Annotated in this window: 30 protein-coding genes and 1 pseudogene; 8 read left to right on the top strand and 23 right to left on the bottom strand. The window is 69.1% G+C overall.

Going from position 1 to position 25,641, the window contains the following annotated elements; translation table 11 throughout:
* Positions 1-68: 68 nt before the first annotated feature.
* Positions 69-1,850: a serine/threonine-protein kinase gene (locus tag NQK81_RS30860; RefSeq protein WP_257484307.1), complete on the bottom strand. Its 1,782-nt coding sequence runs from the start codon at positions 1,848-1,850 to the stop codon at positions 69-71.
* Between the two features lie 185 nt (positions 1,851-2,035).
* On the opposite strand from NQK81_RS30860, the pseudogene NQK81_RS30855 reads away from it, so the two are divergent.
* The 8 genes and pseudogenes from NQK81_RS30855 to NQK81_RS30820 form a co-directional block, all read left to right on the top strand.
* Positions 2,036-2,947, top strand: a pseudogene (locus tag NQK81_RS30855) (AMP-binding protein); the annotation flags it as partial.
* 219 nt (positions 2,948-3,166) lie between these two features.
* Entirely contained in the window at positions 3,167-4,363 is a 1,197-nt protein-coding gene (locus tag NQK81_RS30850) for a putative hexosyltransferase (RefSeq protein WP_257484306.1), read from the top strand.
* Between the two features lie 133 nt (positions 4,364-4,496).
* Positions 4,497-5,723, top strand: coding sequence for a helix-turn-helix domain-containing protein (locus NQK81_RS30845; protein ID WP_257484305.1), 1,227 nt, complete (start codon positions 4,497-4,499; stop codon positions 5,721-5,723).
* Between the two features lie 63 nt (positions 5,724-5,786).
* Positions 5,787-6,017 carry a hypothetical protein gene (locus NQK81_RS30840; RefSeq protein ID WP_257484304.1) on the top strand — a complete coding sequence of 77 codons (231 nt, stop codon included), beginning with the start codon at positions 5,787-5,789 and terminating at the stop codon, positions 6,015-6,017.
* Complete coding sequence (locus tag NQK81_RS30835) at positions 6,014-6,259, top strand: hypothetical protein (RefSeq protein ID WP_257484303.1); 246 nt, start codon at positions 6,014-6,016, stop codon at positions 6,257-6,259. Before NQK81_RS30840 ends, NQK81_RS30835 begins: the two co-directional genes overlap by 4 nt.
* Positions 6,253-6,615 (top strand): hypothetical protein, encoded by a 363-nt coding sequence (locus tag NQK81_RS30830; protein WP_257484302.1) that lies wholly within the window; start codon positions 6,253-6,255, stop codon positions 6,613-6,615. The genes NQK81_RS30835 and NQK81_RS30830 overlap by 7 nt, the downstream gene beginning before the upstream one ends.
* On the top strand, positions 6,602-6,853 hold the full coding sequence (locus NQK81_RS30825; protein WP_257484301.1) for a hypothetical protein: 252 nt from the start codon (positions 6,602-6,604) through the stop codon (positions 6,851-6,853). The genes NQK81_RS30830 and NQK81_RS30825 overlap by 14 nt, the downstream gene beginning before the upstream one ends.
* Positions 6,850-7,107, top strand: coding sequence for a hypothetical protein (locus NQK81_RS30820; protein ID WP_257484300.1), 258 nt, complete (start codon positions 6,850-6,852; stop codon positions 7,105-7,107). The genes NQK81_RS30825 and NQK81_RS30820 overlap by 4 nt, the downstream gene beginning before the upstream one ends.
* A gap of 500 nt (positions 7,108-7,607) precedes the next feature.
* Here NQK81_RS30820 and NQK81_RS30815 read toward each other — a convergent pair whose 3' ends face one another.
* The 22 genes from NQK81_RS30815 to NQK81_RS30710 all read right to left on the bottom strand — a co-directional run bounded on the left by NQK81_RS30815 (position 7,608) and on the right by NQK81_RS30710 (position 25,381).
* Positions 7,608-7,943 carry a hypothetical protein gene (locus NQK81_RS30815; RefSeq protein ID WP_257484299.1) on the bottom strand — a complete coding sequence of 112 codons (336 nt, stop codon included), beginning with the start codon at positions 7,941-7,943 and terminating at the stop codon, positions 7,608-7,610.
* The gene (locus NQK81_RS30810) at positions 7,940-8,698 is read right to left on the bottom strand and encodes a hypothetical protein (protein WP_257484298.1); all 759 of its coding nucleotides are present in this window, start codon (positions 8,696-8,698) and stop codon (positions 7,940-7,942) included. The genes NQK81_RS30815 and NQK81_RS30810 overlap by 4 nt, the downstream gene beginning before the upstream one ends.
* 6 nt (positions 8,699-8,704) lie before the next feature.
* Positions 8,705-9,016 (bottom strand): hypothetical protein, encoded by a 312-nt coding sequence (locus NQK81_RS30805; protein WP_257484297.1) that lies wholly within the window; start codon positions 9,014-9,016, stop codon positions 8,705-8,707.
* A gap of 12 nt (positions 9,017-9,028) precedes the next feature.
* Positions 9,029-9,787, bottom strand: coding sequence for a hypothetical protein (locus tag NQK81_RS30800; RefSeq protein ID WP_257484296.1), 759 nt, complete (start codon positions 9,785-9,787; stop codon positions 9,029-9,031).
* Between the two features lie 18 nt (positions 9,788-9,805).
* Positions 9,806-10,945, bottom strand: coding sequence for a hypothetical protein (locus NQK81_RS30795; protein ID WP_257484295.1), 1,140 nt, complete (start codon positions 10,943-10,945; stop codon positions 9,806-9,808).
* Positions 10,945-12,156, bottom strand: a complete 1,212-nt coding sequence (locus NQK81_RS30790; protein ID WP_257484294.1) for a hypothetical protein — start codon at positions 12,154-12,156, stop codon at positions 10,945-10,947. The genes NQK81_RS30795 and NQK81_RS30790 overlap by 1 nt, the downstream gene beginning before the upstream one ends.
* Positions 12,157-12,171: 15 nt before the next feature.
* Positions 12,172-13,050, bottom strand: coding sequence for a phage tail family protein (locus NQK81_RS30785; RefSeq protein ID WP_257484293.1), 879 nt, complete (start codon positions 13,048-13,050; stop codon positions 12,172-12,174).
* Complete coding sequence (locus NQK81_RS30780; protein ID WP_257484292.1) at positions 13,050-15,200, bottom strand: phage tail protein; 2,151 nt, start codon at positions 15,198-15,200, stop codon at positions 13,050-13,052. The genes NQK81_RS30785 and NQK81_RS30780 overlap by 1 nt, the downstream gene beginning before the upstream one ends.
* Before the next feature lie 134 nt (positions 15,201-15,334).
* A complete protein-coding gene (locus NQK81_RS30775; RefSeq protein WP_257484291.1) occupies positions 15,335-15,790 on the bottom strand; it encodes a hypothetical protein in 456 nt (151 codons plus the stop codon).
* Between the two features lie 5 nt (positions 15,791-15,795).
* Positions 15,796-16,287 (bottom strand): hypothetical protein, encoded by a 492-nt coding sequence (locus tag NQK81_RS30770; RefSeq protein ID WP_257484290.1) that lies wholly within the window; start codon positions 16,285-16,287, stop codon positions 15,796-15,798.
* Positions 16,288-16,698 (bottom strand): hypothetical protein, encoded by a 411-nt coding sequence (locus NQK81_RS30765; protein WP_063275864.1) that lies wholly within the window; start codon positions 16,696-16,698, stop codon positions 16,288-16,290.
* Positions 16,699-16,718: 20 nt separating this feature from the next.
* Complete coding sequence (locus NQK81_RS30760; RefSeq protein WP_257484289.1) at positions 16,719-17,489, bottom strand: hypothetical protein; 771 nt, start codon at positions 17,487-17,489, stop codon at positions 16,719-16,721.
* On the bottom strand, positions 17,456-17,866 hold the full coding sequence (locus NQK81_RS30755; protein ID WP_257484288.1) for a hypothetical protein: 411 nt from the start codon (positions 17,864-17,866) through the stop codon (positions 17,456-17,458). Before NQK81_RS30755 ends, NQK81_RS30760 begins: the two co-directional genes overlap by 34 nt.
* Positions 17,867-17,874: 8 nt before the next feature.
* Positions 17,875-18,474, bottom strand: coding sequence for a head-tail connector protein (locus tag NQK81_RS30750; RefSeq protein ID WP_257484287.1), 600 nt, complete (start codon positions 18,472-18,474; stop codon positions 17,875-17,877).
* A gap of 6 nt (positions 18,475-18,480) precedes the next feature.
* The gene (locus NQK81_RS30745) at positions 18,481-18,903 is read right to left on the bottom strand and encodes a hypothetical protein (protein ID WP_257484286.1); all 423 of its coding nucleotides are present in this window, start codon (positions 18,901-18,903) and stop codon (positions 18,481-18,483) included.
* 88 nt (positions 18,904-18,991) lie between these two features.
* Positions 18,992-20,485 (bottom strand): phage major capsid protein, encoded by a 1,494-nt coding sequence (locus NQK81_RS30740; protein ID WP_257484285.1) that lies wholly within the window; start codon positions 20,483-20,485, stop codon positions 18,992-18,994.
* A complete protein-coding gene (locus tag NQK81_RS30735) occupies positions 20,482-21,276 on the bottom strand; it encodes an HK97 family phage prohead protease (RefSeq protein ID WP_257484284.1) in 795 nt (264 codons plus the stop codon). The genes NQK81_RS30740 and NQK81_RS30735 overlap by 4 nt, the downstream gene beginning before the upstream one ends.
* A complete protein-coding gene (locus NQK81_RS30730) occupies positions 21,273-22,469 on the bottom strand; it encodes a phage portal protein (RefSeq protein ID WP_257484283.1) in 1,197 nt (398 codons plus the stop codon). The genes NQK81_RS30735 and NQK81_RS30730 overlap by 4 nt, the downstream gene beginning before the upstream one ends.
* The gene (locus tag NQK81_RS30725; protein WP_034309466.1) at positions 22,466-22,657 is read right to left on the bottom strand and encodes a hypothetical protein; all 192 of its coding nucleotides are present in this window, start codon (positions 22,655-22,657) and stop codon (positions 22,466-22,468) included. Before NQK81_RS30725 ends, NQK81_RS30730 begins: the two co-directional genes overlap by 4 nt.
* Positions 22,658-22,670: 13 nt before the next feature.
* Positions 22,671-24,191, bottom strand: coding sequence for a terminase large subunit domain-containing protein (locus NQK81_RS30720; RefSeq protein ID WP_257484282.1), 1,521 nt, complete (start codon positions 24,189-24,191; stop codon positions 22,671-22,673).
* Between the two features lie 19 nt (positions 24,192-24,210).
* Positions 24,211-24,792: a helix-turn-helix domain-containing protein gene (locus NQK81_RS30715; RefSeq protein ID WP_257484281.1), complete on the bottom strand. Its 582-nt coding sequence runs from the start codon at positions 24,790-24,792 to the stop codon at positions 24,211-24,213.
* Positions 24,793-24,928: 136 nt separating this feature from the next.
* Positions 24,929-25,381 carry an AAA family ATPase gene (locus NQK81_RS30710; RefSeq protein ID WP_257484280.1) on the bottom strand — a complete coding sequence of 151 codons (453 nt, stop codon included), beginning with the start codon at positions 25,379-25,381 and terminating at the stop codon, positions 24,929-24,931.
* Between the last annotated feature and the right edge of the window lie 260 nt (positions 25,382-25,641).

Here is a 25,641-nt window from a genome sequence, read left to right as displayed (position 1 = left end):
GACCTTTGCTAGCGTTCGTTAGCGCACTAACTAACGGCAGCAAAGGTCCCTTGCTCTCTTTTCGCAGGTCAGCGCGGGTGACGCTGAGGCTGGGCCTGCTTGTGCGGCTGCTGGTGGGGCTGCGGTTGCGACTGCGGAGGGCGGCGCGGCACGATCTGCGTCACCGGGCCGTCCGGCGACTTGCCCGCGCGAGCGAGCCAGCCCTCGACGTCACGCCGCACGGCGGTGAGCGTCGGACGACGGCGAGGCTCCTGGTCGAGCGAAGCGATGAGGATCCGGGCGTGCGCGCTGCGGTTCGGCAGCTTCGACACCGGTTCGGCGCGGGCGGCGGCCATCAGCGCGGCCATCGGGGTCTCCCGGGTGCCGCGCGGAGGCTGGCCCGAGAGCGCGTAGCTGACCGTCGCGGCGAGCTGCCAGGCGTCCGACGCCGGGCTGGCCGGTGAGCCCATCGCCTGCTCGGGAGCGACGAAGTCCGGCGTGCCGATCATCATCCCGGTCGCGGTCATCTTCGAGTCGCCCTGGCTGCGGGCGATGCCGAAGTCGATGAGGTGGGCGAGCCCGTTGCGGTCGAGGATGATGTTCGACGGCTTGAGGTCCCGGTGCAGCACGCCCTTCTCGTGCGCCGCGGCGAGCGCGCCGGCCATGGTCGACCAGAGCCGTCCGGCGGCGATGTCGTCGAGCGGGCCCTGCGAGTCGACGATCTCGGCCAGCGAGCGCCCTTCGAGGTACTCCATGACCAGCGCGAGCCCGTCGGGTTCCTCGACGAGGTCGTACACCTTCACGCAGTTGGGGTGGTTCACCACGGCCAGCGCCCTGGCCTCGCGCTGCATGCGCTCTTCGGTGTCCCGGTCCGGCGCGTGCGCGATCTTCAGCGCGACCGTGCGGTTGAGCTGGGTGTCGACCGCTTCCCACACGGTGCCGAACCCACCGTGGCCGAGCCGGCGGACCCGCTTGTAGCGGCTGCCGCCGGAGTTGCGGGAACCCGGCGGCGCCGGGACCGGCCCCGGGACCGCGGCGAGCGCGGGAGGTTCGGGCGCCTGCGCCAGCGCGGTCGCCGGGTACTGCTTGGCGGGAGGGGGCGGCAGCTGCGGCTGCGGCTTCGGGGCGGGCGGCTCCGGGCGGTACGGCTCGATCTTCTGCCGGGGCTGCGGGTCGGGCCGGTTGATCACCGACCACGGCGGCGGACCCACGAGCGCGACCGGGATCAGGCCCAGCACGCTGAACGGCAGGAAACCGAGCCAGAAGTGCACGGCCGTGTTCGCGCCCATGCCGACGCTCGCCAGCACCATCAGCACGAACGGGATCCAGAAGAACCGCGAAGGCCACTTCGGGCCGCGACGGAACGCGGTGCGCGCCTGCAGCATCACGAACAGCAGCGACAGCGCCGGCAACCCGACCAGCAGGATCAGGTAGAAGATGTAACTGAGCTGCATCCCGTTCGGGTAGAACAGCACCTCGTACACGTTCTGGCCGCGGCCGAGGTACTCGCTCTGCTTCCCGATCAGCGGGCTGTAGTCGGCGTTGAAGGTCGCCAGGTCACTGCTGGAGAAGCCGGACTTACCGCCCGATTTGGACGCGGCCTCCTGGTACGTCTGCGAAACCCCGGTGGCCAGCAGCCACGGCAGCAGGAAGACGGCGACGACGCCGATCCCGCCGAAGATGGACAGGGTCACCACGTCGTAGCGGTTGCCGGTGCCTTTGCGGATGATCGCGACGACCATCGCTCCCAGTGCGGGCAGCAGCGCGACCAGCGCTCCCGCGGTGCTCGTCGCCCACACCCAGTCCCCAGGCCAGATCCCTGGTCCGAACAGGCTGTGCGCGAACGAAAGCAGCGCGCTCGCTAGTCCCATGGACCCTGCTCCCCTCGCTCGGTTAGGCCGTTTCCGGCGGTTTTTCCCCTAGTCCAGCTTAGGACGCTCCATGCCCGCACAGGGTTGCCGGGTTGTCGCGGCCGTCTCTCCGCCGTTACCACCGGGCATCGGCCCGGCCGGAAGTCCATGATGGGGTCCGGTACCCGAACGCGAAGGAGCATTCGATGCACGCCGAGTCGTACCAGCGGAGCCTCGAAGACCCGGAGGGTTTCTGGCTCGAAGCCGCGCAGGCGATCGACTGGACCCGTCCGCCGACGCGGGCGCTCGACGCGTCGAAGGCGCCTTTCTACCGCTGGTTCCCGGACGGCGAACTGAACACCGCGTTCAACGCGCTCGACCGGCACGTGCGGGACGGCCGCGGCGAGCGGACGGCGCTGATCTGGGATTCTCCCGTCACCGATTCGGTCCGCCGGTTCACCTACGCGGAGCTGCTGGACGAAGTCGCGCGTTTCGCGGGCGCGCTCGCTTCTCTCGGCGTCGGGAAGGGCGACCGCGTCATCGTGTACATGCCGATGGTCCCCGAGGCCGCGGTCTCGATGCTGGCCTGCGCCCGGCTCGGCGCGGTGCACTCGGTGGTCTTCGGCGGCTTCGCGCCCAAGGAGCTCGCGGCCCGGATCGAAGACGCGAAACCCAAGGTCATCGTGGCCGCTTCCTGCGGGATCGAGCCGACGCGGGTCGTCGAGTACAAACCGATCATCGACGAGGCGCTCGCGGGCACGGTCCATCAACCGGACAAGGTCGTGGTGCTGCAGCGGGAGCGTGCCCGCGCCGAACTTGGCGAACGCGACGCCGACTGGGCCGAACTCGTCGCGAAGGCCTCCCCCGCCGATCCGGTGCCGGTCGCGGCCACCGACCCGCTGTACATCCTGTACACCTCCGGCACCACGGGGAAGCCGAAGGGCGTCGTGCGCGACACCGGCGGGCACGCGGTCGCGCTGGCCTGGTCGATGGGCGCGATCTACGACATCCAGCCCGACGACGTCTGGTGGACGGCGTCCGACGTCGGCTGGGTCGTCGGCCATTCCTACATCGTGTACGCGCCGCTCCTGATCGGGGCGACGACGGTCATGTACGAAGATATGCACCCGCCGTAGTAGCACGGGTGGTACCTGTCTTCAGCGAGCCTTCTGGCAACCATAGCCAGCGGGGCCCGCGTCAGGATGCGCGGCGGTCCCGCTCCCAACTCGAGGGAGCCCCATGCAGCCGCGGACACGCCGCGACATCGTCGTCGGCCTGGTATTCGGTCTCTTGATCAGCCTCACTCTGACGCTCACCTACCTCGGCGGTGCGAAGTGGTGAGCGCGCCGTTCGTCGATTCGTCCCGCATCTGGCGGCCGGCCGCAAGTTCGGCCCGGTCCGTGCTCGCCGCGTGGGCAGCCGCACGGGCCCCGTACCTGCGCGCCGTCGCGGCTTACCTCGCGGTGCGCGTCCTCGGCGTGGCGATGCTCGCCGTGATGGCGGCGCCGCGCGATCTGCCTCTGCTCGAGCGGTTGAGCGCGTGGGATGGCTGGTGGTACCTGCAGATTGCCGAGAACAACTACACCGGGGTGCCCGAACCTCTCGACGCGGCGGGCGAGCTGTACCCGCACGCACCGATGGGGTTCTTCCCGCTGTACCCCGGTGCCATGCGGGTACTCGGCGAACTCGGCGTGCCGCTGTTGGCGGCCGGGCTGATCGTGGCGACGGTCGCCGGCGTCGTCGCCGCGTGCGGCCTGCAGCGCATCGGCGAACGCGTCGGCGGGCAGCGCGTGGGCCTGGTCCTCGTCGTGCTGTGGGCGGGCGCGCCGATGTCGATCACGCAGTCGATGGTGTACACGGAAAGCCTGTTCGTGGCGCTCGCCGCGTGGGCGTTGGTCGGGGTGCTCGAGCGCCGGTTCGGCATGGCCGCGCTGTGCACGGTGTTCGCCGGGTTGACCCGGTCGACCGCGGCCGTCCTGGTCGCCGTCGTCGTGGTCGCCGCGGCGATCGCCGCTGTACGCGGTCGCGGCCGCGACCGGTGGCGGCTGCTGGGATGGGCGGCGATCGCGCCGTTGGGATTGGCCGGCTACTGGTCGTTCGTCGCGGTGCGGACGGGGAGCCTGACCGGGTGGCAGGACATCGAATTGCGCGGGTGGGGTGTCCGGTGGGACTGGGGTCACGAGGCGGCCGAGTACGCGGTGCGGCTGCTCACCCGCGAGGGCTCGCGGTTCGAGACGCTCGTGCTGGTCGTGACGGTCGCCGCGGTGGTCCTCGGCGCCGTCATGATCGCGCGCCGGTTGCCGTGGCCGTTGGTCGCGTACGGGATCGGCGTCGCCGTCCTCGCGATCGGTACCGCCGGGTTCCCTCAAATGCGGGGGCGTTTCTTGCTGCCCGCGTTCGTGCTGCTGCTGCCTATCGCCGTCGGCCTCGCGAAACGTCGCCCCTCGACGGCCGTCGCCGTGGCCGGCGCGTTCGTCTTGTTCGGCTGCTGGTACTCGGCGTACTCGCTCACCGCGTGGAAGCACGGAATCTGACCGCAACCGGATATCACGTTCTGTAGCGACACTGTGCAGTATCGTGGTGTTGTACCTCTTCGCGGAGGGAAGCCCCCGGGTAGCTCCCGGGGGCACGCGGAGGGGTCGACTCCGCGAATGAGGGTGGTCGTTGATGAACGACGTTTTGCCTGTCGACGCTTCGGTCGGCGCACGCATCCGCCACTATCGAGACCGGCGCGGCATGTCCCGCCCGGTGTTGGGCGGGCTCGTCGGGAAGACCGGCGAATGGGTCAAGGCAGTTGAGAACGGTCGTCTGCAGACACCGCGGCTACCGATGCTGCTCCGGATCGCGCAGGCGCTCGAACTCGACGACTTGGCGACGCTCACCGGCGATGGGCACGCCGTGCCCGTCTCGCTGTATGCGGGCCCGCGACACTCGGCGCTCTCCGCGGTGCAGGCAGCGCTCACCGAATATCGCGTGTCGCTCAAGCTCGAGCCGGTATCCGTTCCACACCTTGCCGTTCGACTGCGTCAAGCATGGCTGGTGCGCCACTCATCGCCCGACCACCGGACGCAACTCGGAACCCTGCTGCCGGGCCTCATCCGCGACGCGCAGGTCGCCGTGCGAGCACTCCGCGGCGATGAACGACGCGAAGCGCGCCGGGTCCTGTCGGGCGTGTACCAGCTCGCCGACTTTTTTGTCGCTTACCAACCGGCACCAGAATTGGTCTGGATGGTCGCCGACCGCGCACTGACCGAGGCGCAAGAGGCCGACGATCCCTACATGATCGCGGGCGGCGCGTGGGCGATGGTGCAGGCTCTACGCGAGGCCGGCCGTTGGGATGAGGCGGTAGACCTCGCCACCGATGCCCGTGAGTCGCTCGCTCGGTACCTCGAGGGTGCGCCGGACGATTGGCACGGCATGGTCGGCGCACTCGACGCAGAGGTCGCCTACGTTCACGCTCGCCGCGGACGGCACGGGTTGGCATGGGCGCATTGGGAGAAAGCCGACCAGGTCGCCCGGCGACTTGGCGCCGACTACAGGCACACGCAATCCTCGTTCTCGCAAAGCGTCATGAGCGCGCACGCGGTCACCCTCGGCGTAGAGCTGCGCCGCACCGGCGAGGCACTGCGCGCGGCGGGCGGATTCGACCCGGTGGCCATACCGTCGCTCGCGCGCCGAGGGCGGCACCTCATCGAGGTTGCCCGCGCGCACGCACTCGAGGGCGACGGCGACGGGGTGCTGACTCTCCTTGACCGGTCGCAGCGCGTCGCGAACGAGACGATCAGCTACAACGGATTCGCGCGCGACATGCTGCTCAATCTCAGGAAGCGTCCGCCCACCGGGCGAGAATCCGAAGTGCGCCGCCTGTGCGATCGCGTCGGGTTGGCCGCGTAGCCCAACCGGGTGAAGGTACAAACTGTACCCCTCGCCTAGTTGATCACTCCTAGCGTTCAAGGGGTGACACGGGGATGGCGAATCGAGCGTCGACAGCAGATCACGGATATCAACGGCAACCGGGTCGTTGTGACCACAGGTGTAGTCCGGAACCTGCAGGGGCACCTACGTGTCGCCCTTGCCGTCGACAACGGGCCGACGCTGCTTTTCGACACCGCGGAACGCAACGTGTTAGCCGCCCATCTTGATCAGTCCCGCGACGACTTGAAGCGCCTCGAACGGAACGCCCGGTGAGCGTCCGCACGCCGCCGTCGATGCCAGGGTGGCGACATCTTCGGGAGTTGGCCGGTGTCGGCCTGACCGGGCAGCGTGTCGACATCCTCACGGGCGTGGTGGAGACCCCGTCGGGTCTGGCCCCGGCGCTGCTGGTCGGGGTGTGCGGGCTGGTCGTCGACGAACTGCTCGTCGAGGGCCTGGTGACCGCCCTGCAGCAGGCGACCGAGGACGCGCGCAACGGCGGTGAGCCGCTGTGGTGAGGCATTCCCTGGTGACGCGGCGCCGGCTGTTCGGTCGGCGACGTCGCCTCCCGACGCAGCACCCGGTCGAGGTCCCGTGTGTCGCGGATGAGTACGAGTGGCGGCAGTTCGCCGGAACGTCGCACCTGTACCCGGTCGCGCGGCTCGCCGACGAATGGGCCACGGTCGTTGTTGCGTGGTGCGAGCGGCAACGGCCGTGGCCGGTCGGTCACGACGTGGGCGAGGTCGGCCGGATGCGCCTCGACGCGCGGCACCGCGCCGTGGTGGGCGCCTGCGAAGACTGCGAGCACCTGCAGCGGTTGGCGCACATGGACGCGCGGCACCGCGCACGGGAGGCGCGTCGTGCACGAGCATGATCGAAAGCTGTTCGCCGGGATCGCGCGCGTCAACGCGGACATCGGGCGGGTCACGCTCGAGCTGTTCACGTTGCAGCCGGATGACGCGGCCTATGCCGAGGCGCTGCGCAAGGTCGGAACCGACCTGGTCCGCATCGGCGTGGCGTTGACGTACCGGGCGGCCGAACTCGACGGCAAGCTGATCGATCCCGGCGACAACCTGACCGACCCTGCAGCACAGGAAGGCGATCCGCCGTGACCGCGGTCGAGGTGGGCAGCTACGACCACTTCCTCGCCGAGGTCGGCGCGGGCCGCGTGTGGGTCTTGGGATTGGGCGCCGGCGCCGGGTCCGCCGAGATCCTCGTCGGCGCCGGCGGGATCAACGCGAAAGAGTTCACCGACCGCGGCTACCTGTATCGCGCCCTCGACAACGGCGACGTGCGGATACACGGCGGCCGTGTGTCGCTCGCCCGACCGGTGGCAGGCCACGGCGAGATGCCGTCACCAGCCTGACCGCACCAACGAAAGCTCCCGGCGTCGCGCAAACCCTTGAGCGACGTCGGGTCGCCCGGTCAGTGGCGGGCTCCCTGCGCGCGCTGACCGGGTTCCAAACACCCCCGCCGTTTGCGTGGAGGTGGACGGCGAGGGGCCGGGGGCCGGGGTGATGGCCGGTCCCCGGCAACTGCCCGCCGCACCCCGGCGGCGGGCGCCGGGGGTGAGGCGCGCACGGGGCGCCCGCCCCCGGCAACCTCCTATCCGGAACGGAAAGTGAGTTTTTCCTTGGCGTACAACGAACTCTGGACAGAAGAGACCGTGAAAAAGGTAGAGGAACGCGACAAGCAGCGACAGGAAGACAACGAACAGAAGGAGGGCTAACCCATGATCATCCATTGGTGGCGAGTCGGCTAAACCGCCGGCGGTCGACCCGGCGCGGGGCCGACTGCGCCGGACATGAAAGCGGCCGCCCCGCGCTGCCCGTCGGAACGGGTAGCGCGGGGCGGCCGCGTGGTGTGTCAGGTTCGCGGGGGCGGTTCACCCTCGCCGTCCTGCAGCCGGGCGGGGTCGCCGCCCTGCGCGGCGACGTGGGCCTGCAGCTCGCCGAGCCACTCGGCGAGGTCGGTCACGTTCCGCGGCGCCCGCCACGTACCGATGGCGGCGAGGACCAGTGCGATACCGGCCGCGCCGGACGGTCCGACGTCGACCCCGACCGCGTCGAGGACGGACGCGACCCCGACCCCGGTCGCTCCACCGGCGACGGCGCCGAGCAGTTTCCAGAACCGGCGGGCGACCGCGGCGAGCCGGGCGCCGAGTCCCGGTTCGTCGACCGGGCCGTGATGCTGCCCGGTCACGCGATCGCCTGAATGAACACGGACACCGGCGAGGCGCACGAGTATTCGATGTGGACCTTCGACGTGCCGCGCGGGATCCGGATTTCCTCGCCTTCCTGTACCTCGGTCCGCCACCGGCCGGGGTCGCCGCCGGTTCCCTTGCCGGGGTCGGGCGTCCAGTTGTAGATGTGACCGCCGAAGATCACCGTCTTGGCCGCGAAGATCAGACTCACTTGCGCGGCCGGAGGTACGGCAAGTACCTCGTAGGTGGTGGTCATGGATGCGGGCAGAGTGGCCACGTTGTCCTCCGTCATCAGGATTCGGCCGGTGGGCCGGGGTGGGTTGGGCGGGTTCGGGGCGCCGGCGGCGCCGAGGTTCCACAGCGCGGTGGAGTCGGCGCGGGATCCGGCGACGACGGACACGTGCACGTGCGACGTGTGCGGGTTCTTCCCGCTGTAGGTCTTCCATCCGATGCCGGGTGTCCAGATGCGCCGGTTCCAGATCAGGTACTTGAGCCGCGGGTCGGCGTGCGTGGTGAGCCGGTCGGCGAGCCACTGCCCGTCGAGGTCGCCGGGGTCGTGGGTGAAGTCCCGCGCGCACACCTGATAGCGGCCGTCGCCGCGGCGGTAGTCGTTGGGGTTGTGGTCCGAGAGTCGGGCCGAGTGGTCAGCGTCGCCGATCGATCCGTCGGACGCGCGCGAGCGGTCCGGCGCCATCGCGTTGACCTGACCGAGCAGGATGTCGAGCGAGTTCGCCACATACCAGGGTTTCCCCATCGTGTCTCACTTTCCGATCAGGGTGAACAGCCAGGAGACGACCACGGCGAGCACGGCAACCGCGATCGTTCCCCAGAATTTCCACGTGTCCTTTTTGGACGTTTGCAGGTCGGCGACGTCGCGTTCGATTTCGTCGAGGCGACGTTTGATTACGGCGATCTCCGGGCCCTGCTGCATCATGTGCGCGCGGAGATCGCGGGCGAGGTCGGCGAGGTCAGTCCGGACACCGCCGAGTTCGCCGTGCAAGTCGGTGCGCAGGGCGGCTAGCTCCTCACGAACGTATTGCCAGCTAACAGGGTTTCCGGGTTCGGGGAGCATCGCGCGCCCTCCTTACTGTCGCATGTAGACGCTGTCGATCTGGCAGGCAGTCGACCCGGCGCCGCCGGTATCGAGGCTGCAGGTCAGTTGCACGGACACGTCGTTCTGGTCGAGCCATTCCGAAATGTCGTACGGTCCGCGTATGACGTTCGATAGCCCGATGTCGGTCCACTGACCGACCGTGGTGCCGTTGAATTTCAGCCTGTATCGGGGAACGTGGCTCCCGCCGATCGCGCGACCTGTCACTACTCGCAGCTCCACGAACTTGTGGAGCACGCTCGCGCGGCCTTGCCAAAGGATCTTTTCCGATGCCAACTGCGTGTTGTCGATGTACATGTAGTCGTAGGTGAAGCCGAGTTCCGGGTTCGGCGGGACGTCGCTTTCCATCACGAACTTGGGGTACATCGGGATGGGCAGCCAAGGCCGCGCCATCCCCCCCAACCCGGCGGCGTTGTCGGAAAACAAGATCACGTTGTTCTGGTCGCGCATCGCGAAGAACGGTTCCCCGGCGAAGTAGTCCCCCTGCAGGATCACGGTGCCGTTCTCCCGCCGGAGCGCGAAGACTTGCTTACCTTCGCTGTTCGGTCCGATGTAGAGGATCCGGGTTCCCTGGTCGTCGACCACCTTGAGAAACGAGTCGTCGAGCAGAGTGATGCCGCCTCGGCGGATGATGGCCGAGGTGAGGCCGGACAGTTTCCGGAACGCCTCGAGCGCGCGCTCGAGCTTGGATACCCGGTCGACCAGGTTCGACGGTTGGTTGAGCTGCCCCACGTGGTGTGTCCTTTCGATTCAGGCGACGTCGTCGAGCAGCGGGCCGCAGGTGAGCCGAACGGTTTCCTTGTCCTCGCCGGGTTTGATCGACATGCCGATGATCCGCAGGCTGGTGTCGATCCCGGCGGGCACGAAGTCGTCCTCGATGATCACGTGCGCGTCGTCGCCGAGTCCCCATTCGCCGACGATCGGTGACCGGTCGCCGCGTATCTCGAGTTCCGGCAGGACGACTGGGAGACGCGAGGCGAACAGGTCTGCGTCGGCGTGCTGCTGCAGCGTGTCGACGTTCGACACGGTGGTGTAGGCGGTCTCGGATTCGATGAGGGGGAAACCGCTGTCGTATCGGCTGGTGTCCTCGGCGACGGCGATCAACGTCCCGTCGTCGGAACCCTCGCCGGTGGCGAACCCGCGGGAGGCGTACCGGGTCGCGTCCGATGGCCACGTGTAGTCGATGAGGTTCGCGCCGAACTCGAACACCCACGGGCTGCCCTGCTGGCCGAGCCACGGTTCGCCCTGCCGGAACAGCCGGGTTGGCCGGCCGTTCGCGTCGGGCCCGCCGGAGTCGAACATCATGTCGGCGCCGCCCTCGACCCCGGCGAGCTGCCGCAGCGCCTCCCCGACCCACGGCAGTTCGTACCCGGCGTACTGCCGGGTCCGGTCGATCAGCGACAGCGACGCATCGGCGACGATGCCGAGATCGCCGCCGGTGTGCGCTTGCGCCGAGGCGACAAGATCGCGGGCGATTTCGTTCTGATCGCCGCCGAACGTGAGCCGCATTTCGGCGATGTCGTAGGCGGGCGCCACCGGGAACGACAGCAGCGGCAACACCTTGCGGTGGTCGAAGTACGTCCACCAGTCGCCACACCCGACCTCGACCACGCGCGATGTCGAGTTGTAACGGCGGGTCCAGATGATGCCGCCCCACATCACCTTGTCGTCGCGGTAGACGTACAGGCACCGGCGGCCGGGCATCGTGAGGTCGTACGGATCCCGCACCTTGCGGAACGGGTTCGTCCTCGACTCGACGGAGAACGCCCCGCGCGCCGACCCGGAATCGTTGAGCCGCTTGGAATACTCCACATTGGACAACGGGAGTTCGGCGAGCGGCGCGTTGGTCAGGAGGTCGTGCACCATGTAGGTGTAGATCGGGGCCGCCATCAGGGACCCAGCCAAACCGCGCTGACACCGGGCACGTCATCGCCCACGCCCTCATGGACAGCCTTAGACGTAGCGCCCGCGTAGGCGTAGCAACGGAACTGCTGTCCGGCGACGAGCTTCTTTGTCGCGGTTGCTTGGGAGTTCGCCGCGGCACTGGTCGAATCCTTGCCCCAGACGTTGCCCGGACCGGTACCGGCAACGAACACATACTTGTCCGCGGTGGCGTTGTTGAACCGCACCGAACACGTGACTAGCCACCAGCCGGGAACGTTCACCGTGAACACTCCCGCCGCGAGCGACAACCCCACCGGCGGGGTGACAACGCTCCAGTTCGTCAACAGCGTCGGCGTGAAAATGTCCTGATCGCCGAGTTCCCAGTCGCCGCCCGGCGTGGTGCCCGACACGTTGGCTACCACGACCCACGCGGACCCGGTCCACCGGTACATGTAGTTGTCGGTGGTGAGGATCGCGAGTTGCCCGGTGTAGGGGTGGGTGATGTCGGCGAGCGCGCCCGTGGTCACGGTGCCCTGGCACTGCCACGCGGCCGCGGCCGCGTTGTAGACCTCGGTCCATCCCTTGTCGCGCCGGTAGATCGTGAGCCCAGGAACCGCCGGCAGTGCGGCGCGGTCGGTCACGGTCGAGACCGGGACGACCCCGCCGAGCGCGACGACGCGCGGCGGCCGCAGATCGTCGAGCATCGCACCAGTAACCGCGGTCGCCCCGGCGCCGATCCGGATCCGCGCCAACAACACGTAGTCCGGGAAGAGCCCGCCCTGCGTCGGGTCGGGGTCGACCGGAGAACCGGCCGGGGTGCCCTTGACCCGCATCACCGTGTACGCCGTCGAGCCGTCGGCGTAGTAGGTGTCGGTCTGCCGGGCGATGATCAGGTCACGCCTGGCATTCGACGGGTCCGCCGGGTCGGTGCCGAGGACGTTGAGGGTCTTGTCGGCGTCGAGCGTGGCGATGTACGGGCCCATGCCGCGGGTGGCCGGGATCGTGGCCTGAAACGCGGACACCCGCACGTTGACGTCCGGAGTCGGCGCGGTCGCGGCGACCAGCCCCGGACTACCGGCGCCGTTAATGATCCCGATGCCTTTCGCGGTCGCGGTCGCGCCGGGCTGCAGCAGCGCGCCGACCGCCACGCGGGAATCCTCGGCGTCCAGGACGCGGGTAGCGCCGTTCATGGTCGCCCAGCTATCACGCTCAGCCACGGGAAAACCCCCTTCTCATTGGTAGGCGTCGCGCCACGTGGCGCGGAGTTCGGCGGCCGGGTCGTAGGCGGCGCCGGTGAACTGGATCCGGGTCGCGACACCGGGTTCGAGCGGTGTCCACTGCGCGACGAACAGCCGTTGCCGCACGCTCACGCCGTTGATCAGCACGGTGCGGGCGCCGGGCGCGGTGTCGATCCGCAGTGTTTGCCCGGCGAGGACGGTCCACGTGGGATCGAACATCAGGACGCGGCCGCCGTAGATGATCTGCGGTCCGGGCACCGGGCCGGTGATCTCGAGCACGGGCCACGTGGGGACGTGCCCGTCGTTGGTGGCGATGGCCTGCCCGCCGGTGGTGCCGAGGCCGAAGTCGAGCCCGCCCGATCCGAAGTCCAGACCGCCGGATCCGAAGTCGAGCCCGCCCCCGGCAGGCACCGCTAGCCGGGTGCTGACCGTCTTCTCGGCCACGCTGTACAGGCGCGGGTCGTTGGCCTGCCACGCGATCGCTCCGGCGACGTAACCGACGTTCGCATACATGAGGTCAGTCGGGATCGCCCGGCGCGTCACGCGGGCGTTCAGCCACACGGGCAGCCCGTCGAGCTGGACCTGCAGCGGTTCGTTGTCCGGGTTCTCGCCGGGGGCGGTGATCCGGCGCAGGGTGTCCAGCGCGGCCGGGAGTCCGGGGTGGTCGCCGCGGTAGATCCACTCCCACACGACTTCGCGGTCGGTGGAGAGCAGCTGACCGAGGTAGCTGCCGTGGTAGCCGGGCAGCGCGGTGTTTCCGCCGCGCTGCCCGGGCAGGTCCCACAGTCCCGTGATCCGGGTGGTGCCGAACACGGTGTCGCTGCCGAGCAGCTCGCCGCGCCACTCGAGCTGACCGTCGAGGGTGACCGCCATCAGTAACCCCCGCTCTTGGAAAACCAGTCGAGATCGCGCGCGACCTCGCCGGGCGGCGCGTCGGCGGGCGGGTGGTAGTTCTCGATGTGGACCAGCGACCGGCCGCCGGATCCGCCGGCGGCCGCGGCCGCGCCGGGCGGGCCGCCACCGGCCGCGCCGTATCCGGCGCCGAGCGTGCCGCCGAGACCGCCCGCACTGGCGGCGATCGACGGGCCGATGCCGCGCACGAATCCCTGCACGAGACCGAAGTTCTCGACCAGGCTTTCGTGAAAGCCCTGCATGATCGCCTCACCGGCGGGCTGCAGCAGCGTCCGGTCATACGACAGCGGGCCCTTGTGGTCGGCGATCCATGACGCGATGCCGCCCACGAAATCGGTCACGGCGCCCCACGCGTTTTTGAGGCCACGCAGGAAGCCGTCGATGATCGCGCGTCCGGCGCGGACCAGCAGCCCGCCGAGATCGCCGAGCGCGTCGAGGATCCGCCCAGGGATACCGGCCACAAAGGACACTGCTTCGTCCCAGCGGGTTCGGATCCAGCGCACGACCTCGCCGAACCACCCCGAGATCATGCCCGGCAGGTTGCCGAACCAGCCGACAATGTTCTTGATCCCGTCGATCGCGCGACCGGTCGCGTTCTTCACCCATTCCCAGGCACCACCGAAAACGTCGACGACGAACCCGATCACGGCCCCCAACAGCTGAAACGTAAACGCGTGGAACTGCACGATGTGCGTCACCAAGAACGTGAACGCGGGCGCCAAGGTGTTGATCAGCCACGCGGCGAGATCGGCCACCAGCACGATCAGCGGCGTCAACGCGACCGCGAGTTCGACGATCGGCGGCAGAAGCCCCACCAGCGGCGGTAGCAGCTGCACGAACGCGCCGATGAGCGAGCCGAGCACGGGCGAGATCGCTTGCAGGATTTGGAGAATCGCGCCACCGAGGGTGGACGCGAGCTGACCGAGAGTCGGCAGAAGCGGCACGATCGCGGCGGCGAGCTGCCGCAGCGTATCGGCCGCGAACTGCGAGATCAGGGTCGCGATCTGCGACACGATCGGCACCAGTTGCACCAGGATCGGCGCGAGCGCGGTAGCGAACGACGCGGCGATCTCGGCGACCGCGGGCACCAACGGCAGGATAGGCGAGAGCAGCGACAGTAGCGCGGGCACCAGCGGGGTGACCGCCTGCAGGACTTGCGTTAGCGCCGGGATCAGCGAGCCGGTGAGTAGCCCGCCGAGCTGCGAAAAGATCTCCGTCACGGCGGGTCCGGCCGCCTCGAACAGCCCGACGAGCGCGTCGGCGAGCGGCCCGAGAGCGGTCGCGACCTGCACGAAAATCGGGCCGAGACTCTGGATCACCGGAATCAGCGCACCCGCGAGACCGTCCACAATGGACACGATCACGGGCAGCAGCGCCTCGAGGATCGGGCCTCCCGCTTGAGCGAGCGTGGCGAGAACCGCGCCGACCAGGCCGAGGATTTCGGCCAACGCAGGGCCGAGCGCCGAGAACGCTTGCCCGGCGGCCGCGGACGCGGTCGACAGGTTCGCCATGAGCTGCCCGACTCCACCTCCAAGGGAGGCAAGGAAATCGGCGATCCCTTCAAACGCAGGTCCGGCCGCTTGTGTCGCGGTCACCAGCCCCGGCATGGCCTGAAATGCGAATCCGGTCACCCCTTCGGTCAGCGTCATCAGGGGAATTTCCATCGCCGCGAAGATCTGCCCAAAAGCTGGGGCGAGCTGATCGAACGTCACGCGCAGCTCACGCGCGATTCCCGCGAACACCGGCACCAGCGGCGCCGCCAACGTCGTGAGCTGAGACTTGACGTGTGAGCCGAGCGAGGAAAACGCCTGCTGCACAACGGCGTTCTCCTTGAGCACCATTGCTCCGAGACCGGCGAACGCCAGCGGCACCGCGGCGAGCGCGCCACCGGCGACCAGCGCGGACGCGGACGCGGCCGCGCCGAACAGCGCGAGTTTCTGCGTGAGGCCGAGGATGCTTTGCGCGTTGCTCGCCGCCATGCCCGCGGTCTGTTCGCCCGCGGCGCGCATCACCCCCGCCGTGACGAGTGCCTCACGCCGGATTTCCCGGAACACACTAGACACGCCGTCACGGCCGAGGATGTCGAACAGCAGGGACGTATCGGACGCCATGACACCCCCTCGCCACTATGAAGTTTTTTGTTGTGCCTCAACGATTTGATCGATGTACGCACATGCCGCGTGGAACTGCGAGACCGTGAGCAGCCCGAGTTCCCACGGCCGGATGTGGAGGATCTCGGAGATTCTCAGGCAGTACTTGCGGGCTTTTTCTTCGATGGCGCTTTTCCCGCCGGGGCGGGCACCTCGTCCGCCTGGCCCCCGTCGTCCTCGCTGCTCTTGTCGAGCTGCGCCTTGAGCGCGGCGACCGCGGCGCGCCGCTTGTCCTCCGGGACACCGGTCGCGGTCTGCACGGCGTCGTGCAGCTTCTCCAGCACCTCACGGTCGAGGATGACCTCGACCTCACCCGCGCGGAAATCGACGTCGTCATAGCGCAGTTCCTTGTGCTGCTGCCGCAGAACGTGCCACAGCGCGCAGCGCTTCGCGCGGATGGATCCGGACATGAGCGCCTGCTGCAGTTCGTCGAGGCTGCCCTCGAACTTGCGCTCGAGGTCCTCGGCCGCAGCGACCCGCAGGTCGTCGGCGTCGAAGTCGTACCGCTGCGCGGGCCCGTCGTCCGGGCTGTAGGCGATGACGAATTTCAAGGGGTTCACACCTTTCGGGAGAGGCGACGCGCGGTGGCTTCCATCGCGTCGACCACGCGGCGGCGGGCGTCCATCGCCGCGCCGCGCATGGCGTCGTCGAACCAGTCGGGTTTACCGATCTGGTGGGATTCCGTTCCGTGGTTCCAGTTCGGATGCGACCAACCGGCCGCGCTGTTCGTGCGCCGGGGAGCGTGAGTGAAGCCCCGGAGCTTGATCGTTTTGGTGACCGCGCGGGCGCCGGCTGCTTTGCCGGACATCTTCGCGACGACTTGCACTTTCGAGGCGATCGCCGACCGCAACGACCTGCCGGGATGCTTGGTCTGCGACGGCATCGACCGGATGGCGGCGCGGGCCTGCTGCCGAGCGGGCTGCAGCGCGGTACGCAGGTTCCGCGCAAGATCCTTCCGCAGGGCCTTGCCGTCCTCTTCGGTACGCAGGGCCCGCGCGATGTCGCGCAACCGCTTCTCCGGGCCCGACAGGTCGAGGTCGACCGGCATCTACGACACCGCGCGGGAAACCGCCCCGGACGTTGGCCACTCGACGTCGACCTCGGCGATCGACCCGACCTGACCGGCGATCGGCGCCCACTTCTTCATGAGCACGGTTCCGGTGTACTTCGGGTTGCTGGCACCGACCACGGCGTCGGACAGCCGCACCTCGAACGGAACCAGCGTCCCGAGCAGCGGCCACATGGTCGCGTCGAGCTCACCGGCGGCGATGTCCTGCTTGAACGTCGCCGACAAGCTGCCTTCCTTGATCCCACCGAGAACCTCTTTCCAGCCCAGCGACCGGAACGTCGTCGCGTCCTCGTCGGACACCTCGACACTGAGTTCGATTTTGCTCGAGTGTTCCGACACGTCGACCGCGTTGATCGACAGGTACGACGCGAGCAGCACCATGTGCGGCATGGGGTTTTCTCCTTACAGGGTCAGGCGATGCCGAGGGCAACGACGAACAGGAACGACGGGCCGGTGCCCGTGATAGTCCACTTGGGACGGAACCACGTGTCGGTGACCGGGCCCGGTGCGCGGGCGATCTGCCCGCTGAGAACACCCGCGGCCCCGAATGTGACGACGTCGGTGGGCGAGGCGAACGTGTTGTCGACGTCGGACTCGATGCCGAGCGTGATGGACGGCGAGCCGGTGCCCGCGATCGACAGGATGTGAGCCGCGGCGTAGAGATGTTTCCCGGCGGGGACGGCGCCGAGCTGGATCCCGGAACCGGTGCCGGTCGCGGTGCGGGCGGTGCCGGGCGGGTGCGCGATCTGCCCGCGTACCAGCGGCCACGATCCCTTGGCCTGGCCTTCCCACGGCGCGACGGCGCCGACCTGGTCGCCGAGCTTGTAGCCGCCCGACATCGCCGACGTGAACCACGCCAGCGCGCCGAGATCGGCGCGGTCCGGGCACGCCGTCCACGGGCCGAGTCCGCCGAGTTCGGTCCACCGGGCGTCGTCGACCCGTCCGGGGTCGCCCGCCTCCCACTGGCCCCCGCCGGACAGTTCGGTCTCGCGCAGTCCGCCGAGTACCTCTTTCCAGCCGGCGGAACCGAAGTTGGTGCGTTCCTCGTCGCCGACCTCGGCGGAGAGCTCGAGCTTGTTCGAGGATCCGGTGAGGTCGGCGCCGCCGGTGAACAACCTGCAGTTGAGCAGCACGAAATGCGACACGATCAGTTCCCCCGCCCGATGATCAACACGCGCCATTCGGCGCCGTAGTAGTGGCTGTTGCTGTGCTCGTACAGGCCGTAGCCCGATACCCGTTGGACCCGCACGGCGTCGCACACCCCGCCGAGCGATGGGTCGGCCTCGAGCGCTTGTTTGACCGAGAGCGGGCCCGCGCCGCGCAGGTAGCCGTCGAGCTGTTCCTGCCCGGTGCGGTCGGTCGCGTGCGACACCAGCAGACGACACGTCAGGTAGACGGTGTCCATGCCGCGGCCGAACGTGGTGTCGTACTCGACCTCGACCTCGGCGACGAAAAAGGCCGGCGGGCTGATCGCGTCCGGAACGAACGGAAAGCAGCGCAACCCCTCGATCGTGTCGACGGCGGCGGCTGCTGCTGCCTTGACGGCGGCGATGTCCATCCGTCCCCCTACGCGATTCCGGGGCGGATGAACGGAGAGATCAGCGCGGCGACGTCCGGGTCGGTGCGGCTGACCCGGATCAGTCCCCACTCGGCAGACCCGGCGATTCCTTCCGGCGAGTCCTTGCGCCGGTGCAGCCGCGCGGCGAGCAGCAACGTGGCCTGCTCGATGTCGTCGGGCACCTCTGGCCATCCCCACACCGCGGTGACCCGCACGCGCGCCATCGGGCCTTGTGGCCACATGCGATCCCGCAGCAGCCCGTCGACCGGCCAACCGGGATCCGGGGCGAGCGGGTACGGCTCATAGCCGACCACCGACGTGTAGCCGCCCGCGGCTGTGCCCGCCTCGACGACCAGCCCGGCGGTGGTGGCGATGTCGTCGAGCATCAGCAGGAACCCCTCAGGGGCGAACAGCGTCCGCCCCTGAGCGGGGAACACCTTGGCGGTGGCCGTGTCGTCGCGGTAGAAGCGGCGGCCGGTCGCCCGGTCGATACCGCGCGATGCCGAGACGAGAGCCCGACCCAACGCGTCGTCCTCGTCGGTGTCGCTCTCCGGGATGTTCAGCGCCTTTTTGAGCGGCGCCAAGGTGGCGTATTCGGTGACGGCCATTCCCGGTCAGTCTCCGGTCGCGTCGCCGTCGGCGGCCGCCTGGTCCTCGACGTCGGTCGCGCCGTCGCCCTGGTCTTCGACCTTGGCCTCGCCGTCGCCTTGCTCGTCGACGGCCGGCGGCGTGCCGGTGCCCTGCCCGGTGTCGACCGGGGGTGTCTCGGCCTTGTCCGCGGCCTTGCGCGCTGCCCGGCGGGCACGGCGCGAGGCGGGCGCGGCCGCCATCACGACGGTGTCGGGGCGCTGCACGGAGAACCGCTGTTCGCCCGGTGCGCGGGTGAGCATCTCGACGGTGTCCTCGAGCGGCGCGAACAGTTCCTCGCGTCCCTTCACGACACGGTCGTCGGCGGCGACGGTCTGCCCCTTCTTCACGATCGTGTGGTCGGGCAGCAGGAAACCGGTGGTCGCTCGCAAGTACTTCTGTGGCGCCATGAGACGGCCTTCCCTTCCGGTGAAACGGCCGAGGGCGCCCGGCGTCCACACGGGACAGCGGGCGCCCTCGGCGCGGGTGCGGGGTGGATCAGGTGACGTTGAGCATCCGGAACGCGCGGTCGAGCACGGAGTCGGATCCGTTGCGCCAGAACGCGAACACACCGCGCTGCCCCGACGGCCGGTTGTTGCCGGTGTGGAACAGGTGCGGGATCAGCTCGATGGAGAACCCGACCCGGTCGACCACCCAGAAGAACCGGAAGTCGCCGAGCACGAGAACGCGGTTCTCCTGCGTGGCGTTGATGACGCCGTCCATCGCCGACGTGCGGTAGAGCGGGTGGTCGAGCAGCCGCGGCGGCAGACCCTCGCGGGCGTTGGCCCAGAAGTCGTCGAGGTTCGCCCCGCCCGCCTGCCGGATCGCCGAGAAGATCTTCTTGTTGCCGATCCACGATGCGGTGTCGGCGAAGTTCTCGGGCAGGTCGTCGTCGACCTTGTAGACGTCCGCCATCGCGAAGGTGTCCGCGGTGGTGGACGTGAGCTCGAACGGGGTACCGGTCAGCGCGGTCACGATGCCGCGCGGTTCCGTGGTGCCGTTGCCGAGCACGAACTTGTTGTTCTCGAGATCCTGCTTGGCGGTGGCGAGCAGGAACGCGACATCCTGCGTGAAGTTCGGGTAGTCCATCCCGATCTCGATCGAGTGCGGGATGAACGCTCGAGCCATGTGCATGTCAATGTCGCGGTTCGCCCACGTCGGGGTGTCGTCGGACACCTCGGCCGCCTCGGCGTCGTAGGACGCCGTGACCGCGGTCGCGTTGACCGTGCGCAGCTTGTCGGTGACGATCGTGCGATTCGTCGAGATCTGCCGAATCGGCGACACCGTGCCGTCGCTGTTGAGGATCAGCGTCGGGTCGACCGGCAACGGGACGGCGTAACCGCCGGCGGCGTCGGTCAGCGACGCGGCGCGCTGCAGCACTCCGAGCGCCTCGACGTCCGGGTGCCCGTTGCGCATGCCGGTCTTGAACGCCTTGGACCACGCGCGCATGTACTCCGGCGAAGACGTGGCGATGATCTGCGCGGCGACCTTGCGCGCCGAGCGTCCCTCTTCCTCGTCGTCGGTGAAGTCGGATCCCTCGAGCAGCTGCGTGATCCGCTGCTTGGACGCGTCGTTCACACCGCGGCAGTGCTCCACCGCGGCGACGGCGCGGGCGGCGAGGTCGGCCCCGCCCCGCGCCGGGGTCTCCTGGTACAGCGACCGGTTGACGGCGTTGAGGTCCCAGGGGTTGCCGCGGAACGTGCCGCGCAGCGCGTCCGGCTCGCCGAGCGGGTCGTCGGTGCTGCCCATCCGCGCGCCGTAGCGGGCGCGGGAGGCGGTCACCCGCGCCGACCGGGTCTCGGCCTCGGTCGCCTCGCGGGCGGCGGTCTCGGCCGCCTGGACGTCCGAGCGCAGCGCGGTCTCTTCGGTGTCGAGCGCATCCCATCGGGTCTGCTGCTCGTCGGTCAGCGCGTCATTGCCCGCGCTGGTGTGCAGCTCGCGCCGCTCGGTCTCGATCGCCTCGAGCCGTGCGCGCATTTCCTCGAGCGTCACGACGGTTTCCTTTCCAAGTAGGGGTAAAGGCGCGCACGCCGTGCGGCGTGCGTGAGCCCGCTCGAGTGGCGCGCGGCCGGCTCGTCGGTGTCGGGTGCGGCTCCCGGTCGGTGGGCAGTGCCGTCGGCGGCTGCCCGGTCGGCGGGAGTGCGGTGGGTCTGGATCCGGCCGCGCAGCTCGTCGACCGCGTTCGGGTCGCGTGAGCGCAGCCGCTCGTAATAGGTGTCGGTCAGTCCGCGGACACCGGCGGTGGCGTCCGGGTTGGCCGGCCACGTGACGGGCCCGAACTCGAACAGCCGCACCTCTTTGATGGTGCGTTCCGGGATTCCGTCCGGGTTGTGCTCGCTCCGGCCGGGTTCGTCGTTCCACTCGTCCTTGATCACCCGCATGCGGAAACTCGAGCCGTAGGCGCCCGCCTCGATGCCCGGCAGAAGGTCGCGGTTGTAGGACGTGTCGAACAGCGGGACCTCGCCGACCGGGGAGTCGGGATCCTCGCGCAGGTCCTCGATCGTGCCGAGGACCTTGTTCCCGATCTGGTAGTCGAACCCGTGGTCGTAGAGCACCTTGATGTTGGCGCGGTTCTCGCTGATCGTTTTGGTGAACGCGCCGCGGGCGGTCCGCTCGAGAAAGCGGCCTTCCCACCACGAGTCGATTTCGTACCAGCGATCGAACGCGGAGAACCGCACGACCATCGTGGGCATGGCGCCCGCCTCGGCCTCGGCGCGGTCGGCCCGGACACAGGTCGGCACCGCGCGCACGAGATCGAGGTCGGGCACGGTCAGGGTGTTCATTCGGTGCCGTCCTCCTTGTTGTCGGTGCCGTCGTCCGGGTCGCCGTTCTTTCCTTGCGCGGCACCGGTTCCGGTCGTGTTCGGCTTGTCGCCCCACGGCACGGGGCGCAGGTTCTCGCCCTGCCTGATCTCGTTCACGGTCTTCCACCGGTTGCGCAGCGCGGACTCATACGATCGGTACTTGTCCAAGGTGGTCGCCTGCAGGATTCCCTCGCGTGGGATCACGACGTATTGCGGCGCGGGCAGTAGCGCCGTCAGGGTCCGCTCGAGGCGCCGCAACCACTTGTTGATGGTGAGCACCAGCAGGTGCGACGCGCGGGATTCCACGTTGGCGTAGGTGAGCGACCCGCCGGATTCATAGCCGAGAACCTCGGCGATGCCGGGCCCGAACATCCGCGCACACTGCGCCTCCGTGTAGCCCTGCGTCGCGAGGAACTGCGATTCCTCCGGGCTGATCTGGATCGCCTGATACTTCCAGCCCTTGCCCATCACCACGGGTTCGCGGTTGCCGCGCAGCGCGGCGAGGAACCGGTTTTTCACCTCGCGGGCCTGCTGCTCGTTGATCGACGCTTCCTCGTTGGTCAGCATCGCCGAGGGGTGCGCGCCGTCGCGGAACCACGATTCGCCGAACTTCACCGACGTGATCGACAGCCCGACCGTGGACGCGTGGAACTGGATCGGCGAGACACCGAGCACGCGCCCGGCGACCGGCATCACGCGGCGGTGCATCCACTTCGCGTCGTCGACCTGGCGGCCGCGCACGTTCCACACCGGCTTGCCGTCCTCGATCCAGCCGGTGACGTCGTCGGGGTGCTGCAACAGAACTTGCCGCGGCTGCTGCAGCGTGCCGTCGAGGATGTCGCCGAACGCGTTGCCGCGCAGCAGCCACGACAACACCAGCTGATAAGACCAGTCCTCGAGCCCCTGCCCCTCGCCCGAGGGATCCTTGAGGTTGCCCGGCGTCGTGCGCGTGCGCCGGTCCGGGCCCTCACCGGAATAGACCTCGACCGGCAGTTCCGAACACAACGACGCGATCAGGTCGGCCGCGCTGTGCACGGCGATCGACTGCAGCGCACTCTCGGCCGAGGACAGATCCAGATCGGCATACGATCCCGGCGCGAGCACCGGATACGGCGCGGGCGAGTAGATCTGTGGCCGCTGTTCAGGTTTGGCACCGCGGAACCAGAGGCTCACCGGATCCGCCAATCCGCCCACAGCAGGAACGCCCCGGCGATCGCGAGACCGAGCGGGACCGCGACCAGCCACCCGGCGAGCACGAAACACACCCCGGCGCCGATACCGGGTCCAATGCGGACGGTGTGCCCGGCGAACGTCGCCACGGCACCGACGGCGGCGCGGTAGGCGTTGCGCAGCTTCGTCACGGGTTGTCCCCTTTCACCAGAAGTTCCCCACCGGGTCGTAGTCATCGACGACCAGGTGCGCGCGTGTCTCGTGCGCCCACCGGGCCACGGTTCCGCCCACCAACGGGGCGATGTTCGAGTCACTGGTGCGGCGGGCCCATGCCCACGCCTCGCCGAGCGGGCGAGTACGGGCGCCGGCCAACGCCTCGTTGAACGGTCGTTGGTTGAGGTGGCGCAACCGGTCTTGCTCCACAGCGTCGGCGAACGCGCCGCACGACGCGGCGAACTCCCGCGCCGTCGGGATCGCGAGCTGCCCGCGTTCGGGTTTCATCGGGTCGTCTGGCACCTTGAATCCGGCCTTGTTGAGCGGGACCAGCAGCGACCCGGCGGGCCCTGCGATGTCGAGACCGACCGCGATCGGGTTGTGCCGGTCGCGCAGTTCGACCAGCCTCTCGACCACGCCGTCGGTGCCGTCGCGCAGCTCGATGAGTTCGACGTGCCCGCGGCCGTCCGGGCGGTGCCCGTAGGCATTGATCGCGGTTTTCTGTCGGTCCGGTGTGATATCGACCGCGAGCGTGATGTCGGCCGCGCTGGATCGCGGGTCGGCCCGGTCCGCCCACCACTTGGTGGGGACGTTCGGGTCGTCGGCGACGACCACCACTTTCGTCACGTTGAGGTAGGCGCGGTCAAACTCGGCGGCCTCCATCTTCTCCCGCTCCGAACGCACGGCGGCCTCGGTGACGGTGTGGCCGAGGGCGGGCATGCACCCCCACCAGGTCGCCGGGTCGTCCCGGTCGTACTCGTCGCCGACGGTCCAGTCGAACACGGCGAACGTGGACGGCTCACCGCGTTCGATGATGGCGCGGCCGCGCTTGCGCTTGCCGTTGAGGAAATGGCTTTTCGCGAGGGTGCCCGCGGTGGACACAAGCCACTGTTGCGGTTGCGGCCGGGTGATCATCGCCGGGGAGAACGCCTGTTCCAGCCGGGCATCCTCGAGCGCGAACGCCTCGTCGATCGTGCCGTCGTCGAGGGTCTCGCCGTGGCCGGCGGTCTCGGTGTTCGAGGTGATGCCGTGCCGCGACCCGTTGCGCCACCGGATCGCCTCGTTGCCGTTGACCTTGCGGACGGTGTAGCGGCCCCGGAAACGCTGCGCAGCGTCGAGCGCGGCGACGTGTTCCTCTTCCCACTTCTTACGGGCCGAGAGGCGATTCTGCGCCGAGTAGAGGATGTTCTGCCGTGGCCACGCGTTCGCCCGCCACACCATCTTGGCGAGCAACAGCGTGGTCTTGCCCGACTGCCGGGGCACCATGAGCAGGATGTCGCGGTAGGCCAGACGTCCGGTGACGGGGTCGACCTCGAGCGCGACGTCGGCGACGTAGCGCTGCCACGGCATGAACGGCGTTCCGAACGCCTCGGCGATCCGCGCCACCTTGGGCCCGTACGTCTTCCGTGACAGGTCACGCGGCGTCCCCCATCGGGGAACACACCGCAGCCCGTACAGGTCGAGCAGCTGCGCCCTGAGGGCTTCTGTTCGGTCCTCTTCGGACAGCGGCACGCGGGGGCCTCCCCTCGAGCTACTCCGGGTCGCCGAGGTCGCCGAACTCGTCGTCGTCATCCGGCGCCGTGCGAACGGCTACGGCGTCGGTCAGCGCCTTGAGCGTCGCCCGTAGTTCCTTGGCGAGCGGCGGTATCGGGTTCTCGTCGGCGCCGCGGTCGACCGCGGCCGCGAGGGCGTAGGCGAGTTCGGCGAGCGCCGGTTCGGTGTCGGCGAGGTCGCCGAGTGCGGCGATGTCCTCGCGCACCTGCCGCTCGAGCGTGCCCGTTTCCGCGGCGCAGCGCGGGCACTCCGGGGGCTCGTCGCCGCCGAGCAGCGCGGCGTGCTCGCCGAGCAGACCGAGCGGCGTCGTACCTGCAGCCGCGGCGATGAACCGCAGTTCGTCGACCGTGACCTCGCGCCGCCGGCGGCCTTCCTTGTCCGGGCGGCCGGTCTCGATGTAGCCGACCACGGCAGCGCTGAACGACTCCGGCGCGCCCTTCTCCCATGCGGCCGCGGCGAACTCGCCGCGCGTGAGCCCGGCGCGCTTGCGCGTCGCCTTGATCTCGTCGGCGATCACATCGCTGATCGTCGTGATCCGTTCGGCCGTCAATGTGATCACCCTCCGCCCTGTGTTTTCGTGCCGGGGAGAAATTCAGGGATGGTGGGCGCGGGGTCTCCCGTGGTCCCGCGCCGAAAAAACCCAGGTCAGCGCGGTGCGCATCGATGAGCGCGGGTGTGTCGCGTGTGGACAGTGGTCACCAGTCACGCGAGGTCGCGAAGTGCTCTTCGGGTTCCGTCTCCGTGCCGGGCAGGTAGCGCGCGTACCACCGGTGGATAGCGGGCACGCTGCCCGGTGGCCGGCGGTCCGCACGCGCGCGGCGTATGCACTCGTCGCGGCCGGGATCCAGCAGGATCAACTCGGCGCGCAGCCGGTCGACCAGCGCGGCGCGCTGTGCCGCGACGGGCAGGGACCGCACCACGTACACGATGCCGGTCCGGGCCTTGGCGATCTGGTCCAGCTCGAGCCGCATCACGTGTTCGGCCTGTCGGCTGTACGCCTTGGAGTGCAACCACTTGCGCGGGCTGCCCATCGCGCGGGCGATCTCGTCACGGTCGAGCACGCGCCCGCCGTTCTCGTCGGCGAGCTTGTGCGCGAGCGTGGTCTTGCCCGCGCAGATCGGGCCCGCGATCACCACTACCTGCCGCACCTGATCACCACCTAACGTGAAGTCGTGAGGCGGCGGGTGGCCCTGAGTCGAACAGGACACTTAGCCGGGCGTTCTCCCGGTACGCGATTCCACTCCGGTCCTACGTCCGGCGACGCGCTAGCCGCGCCCGCGCGGCCGCCACCCCTGGCATTACGTGAAGTCCTTGCGGAACTCGAACGGCTGTGTTGGCGAGGTGGTTCGGTGCACGGTCCAGACCGTGCCGCACGCGTCGCACTGCCATTGGTCACCTGCGCTCGCGA

Origin of the sequence: Amycolatopsis roodepoortensis (assembly GCF_024628825.1) — a bacterium.
Lineage (GTDB): Bacteria > Actinomycetota > Actinomycetes > Mycobacteriales > Pseudonocardiaceae > Amycolatopsis > Amycolatopsis roodepoortensis.
Note: the sequence above shows the minus strand (reverse complement) of the source record. Positions and strands in the feature narration are given on the sequence as shown.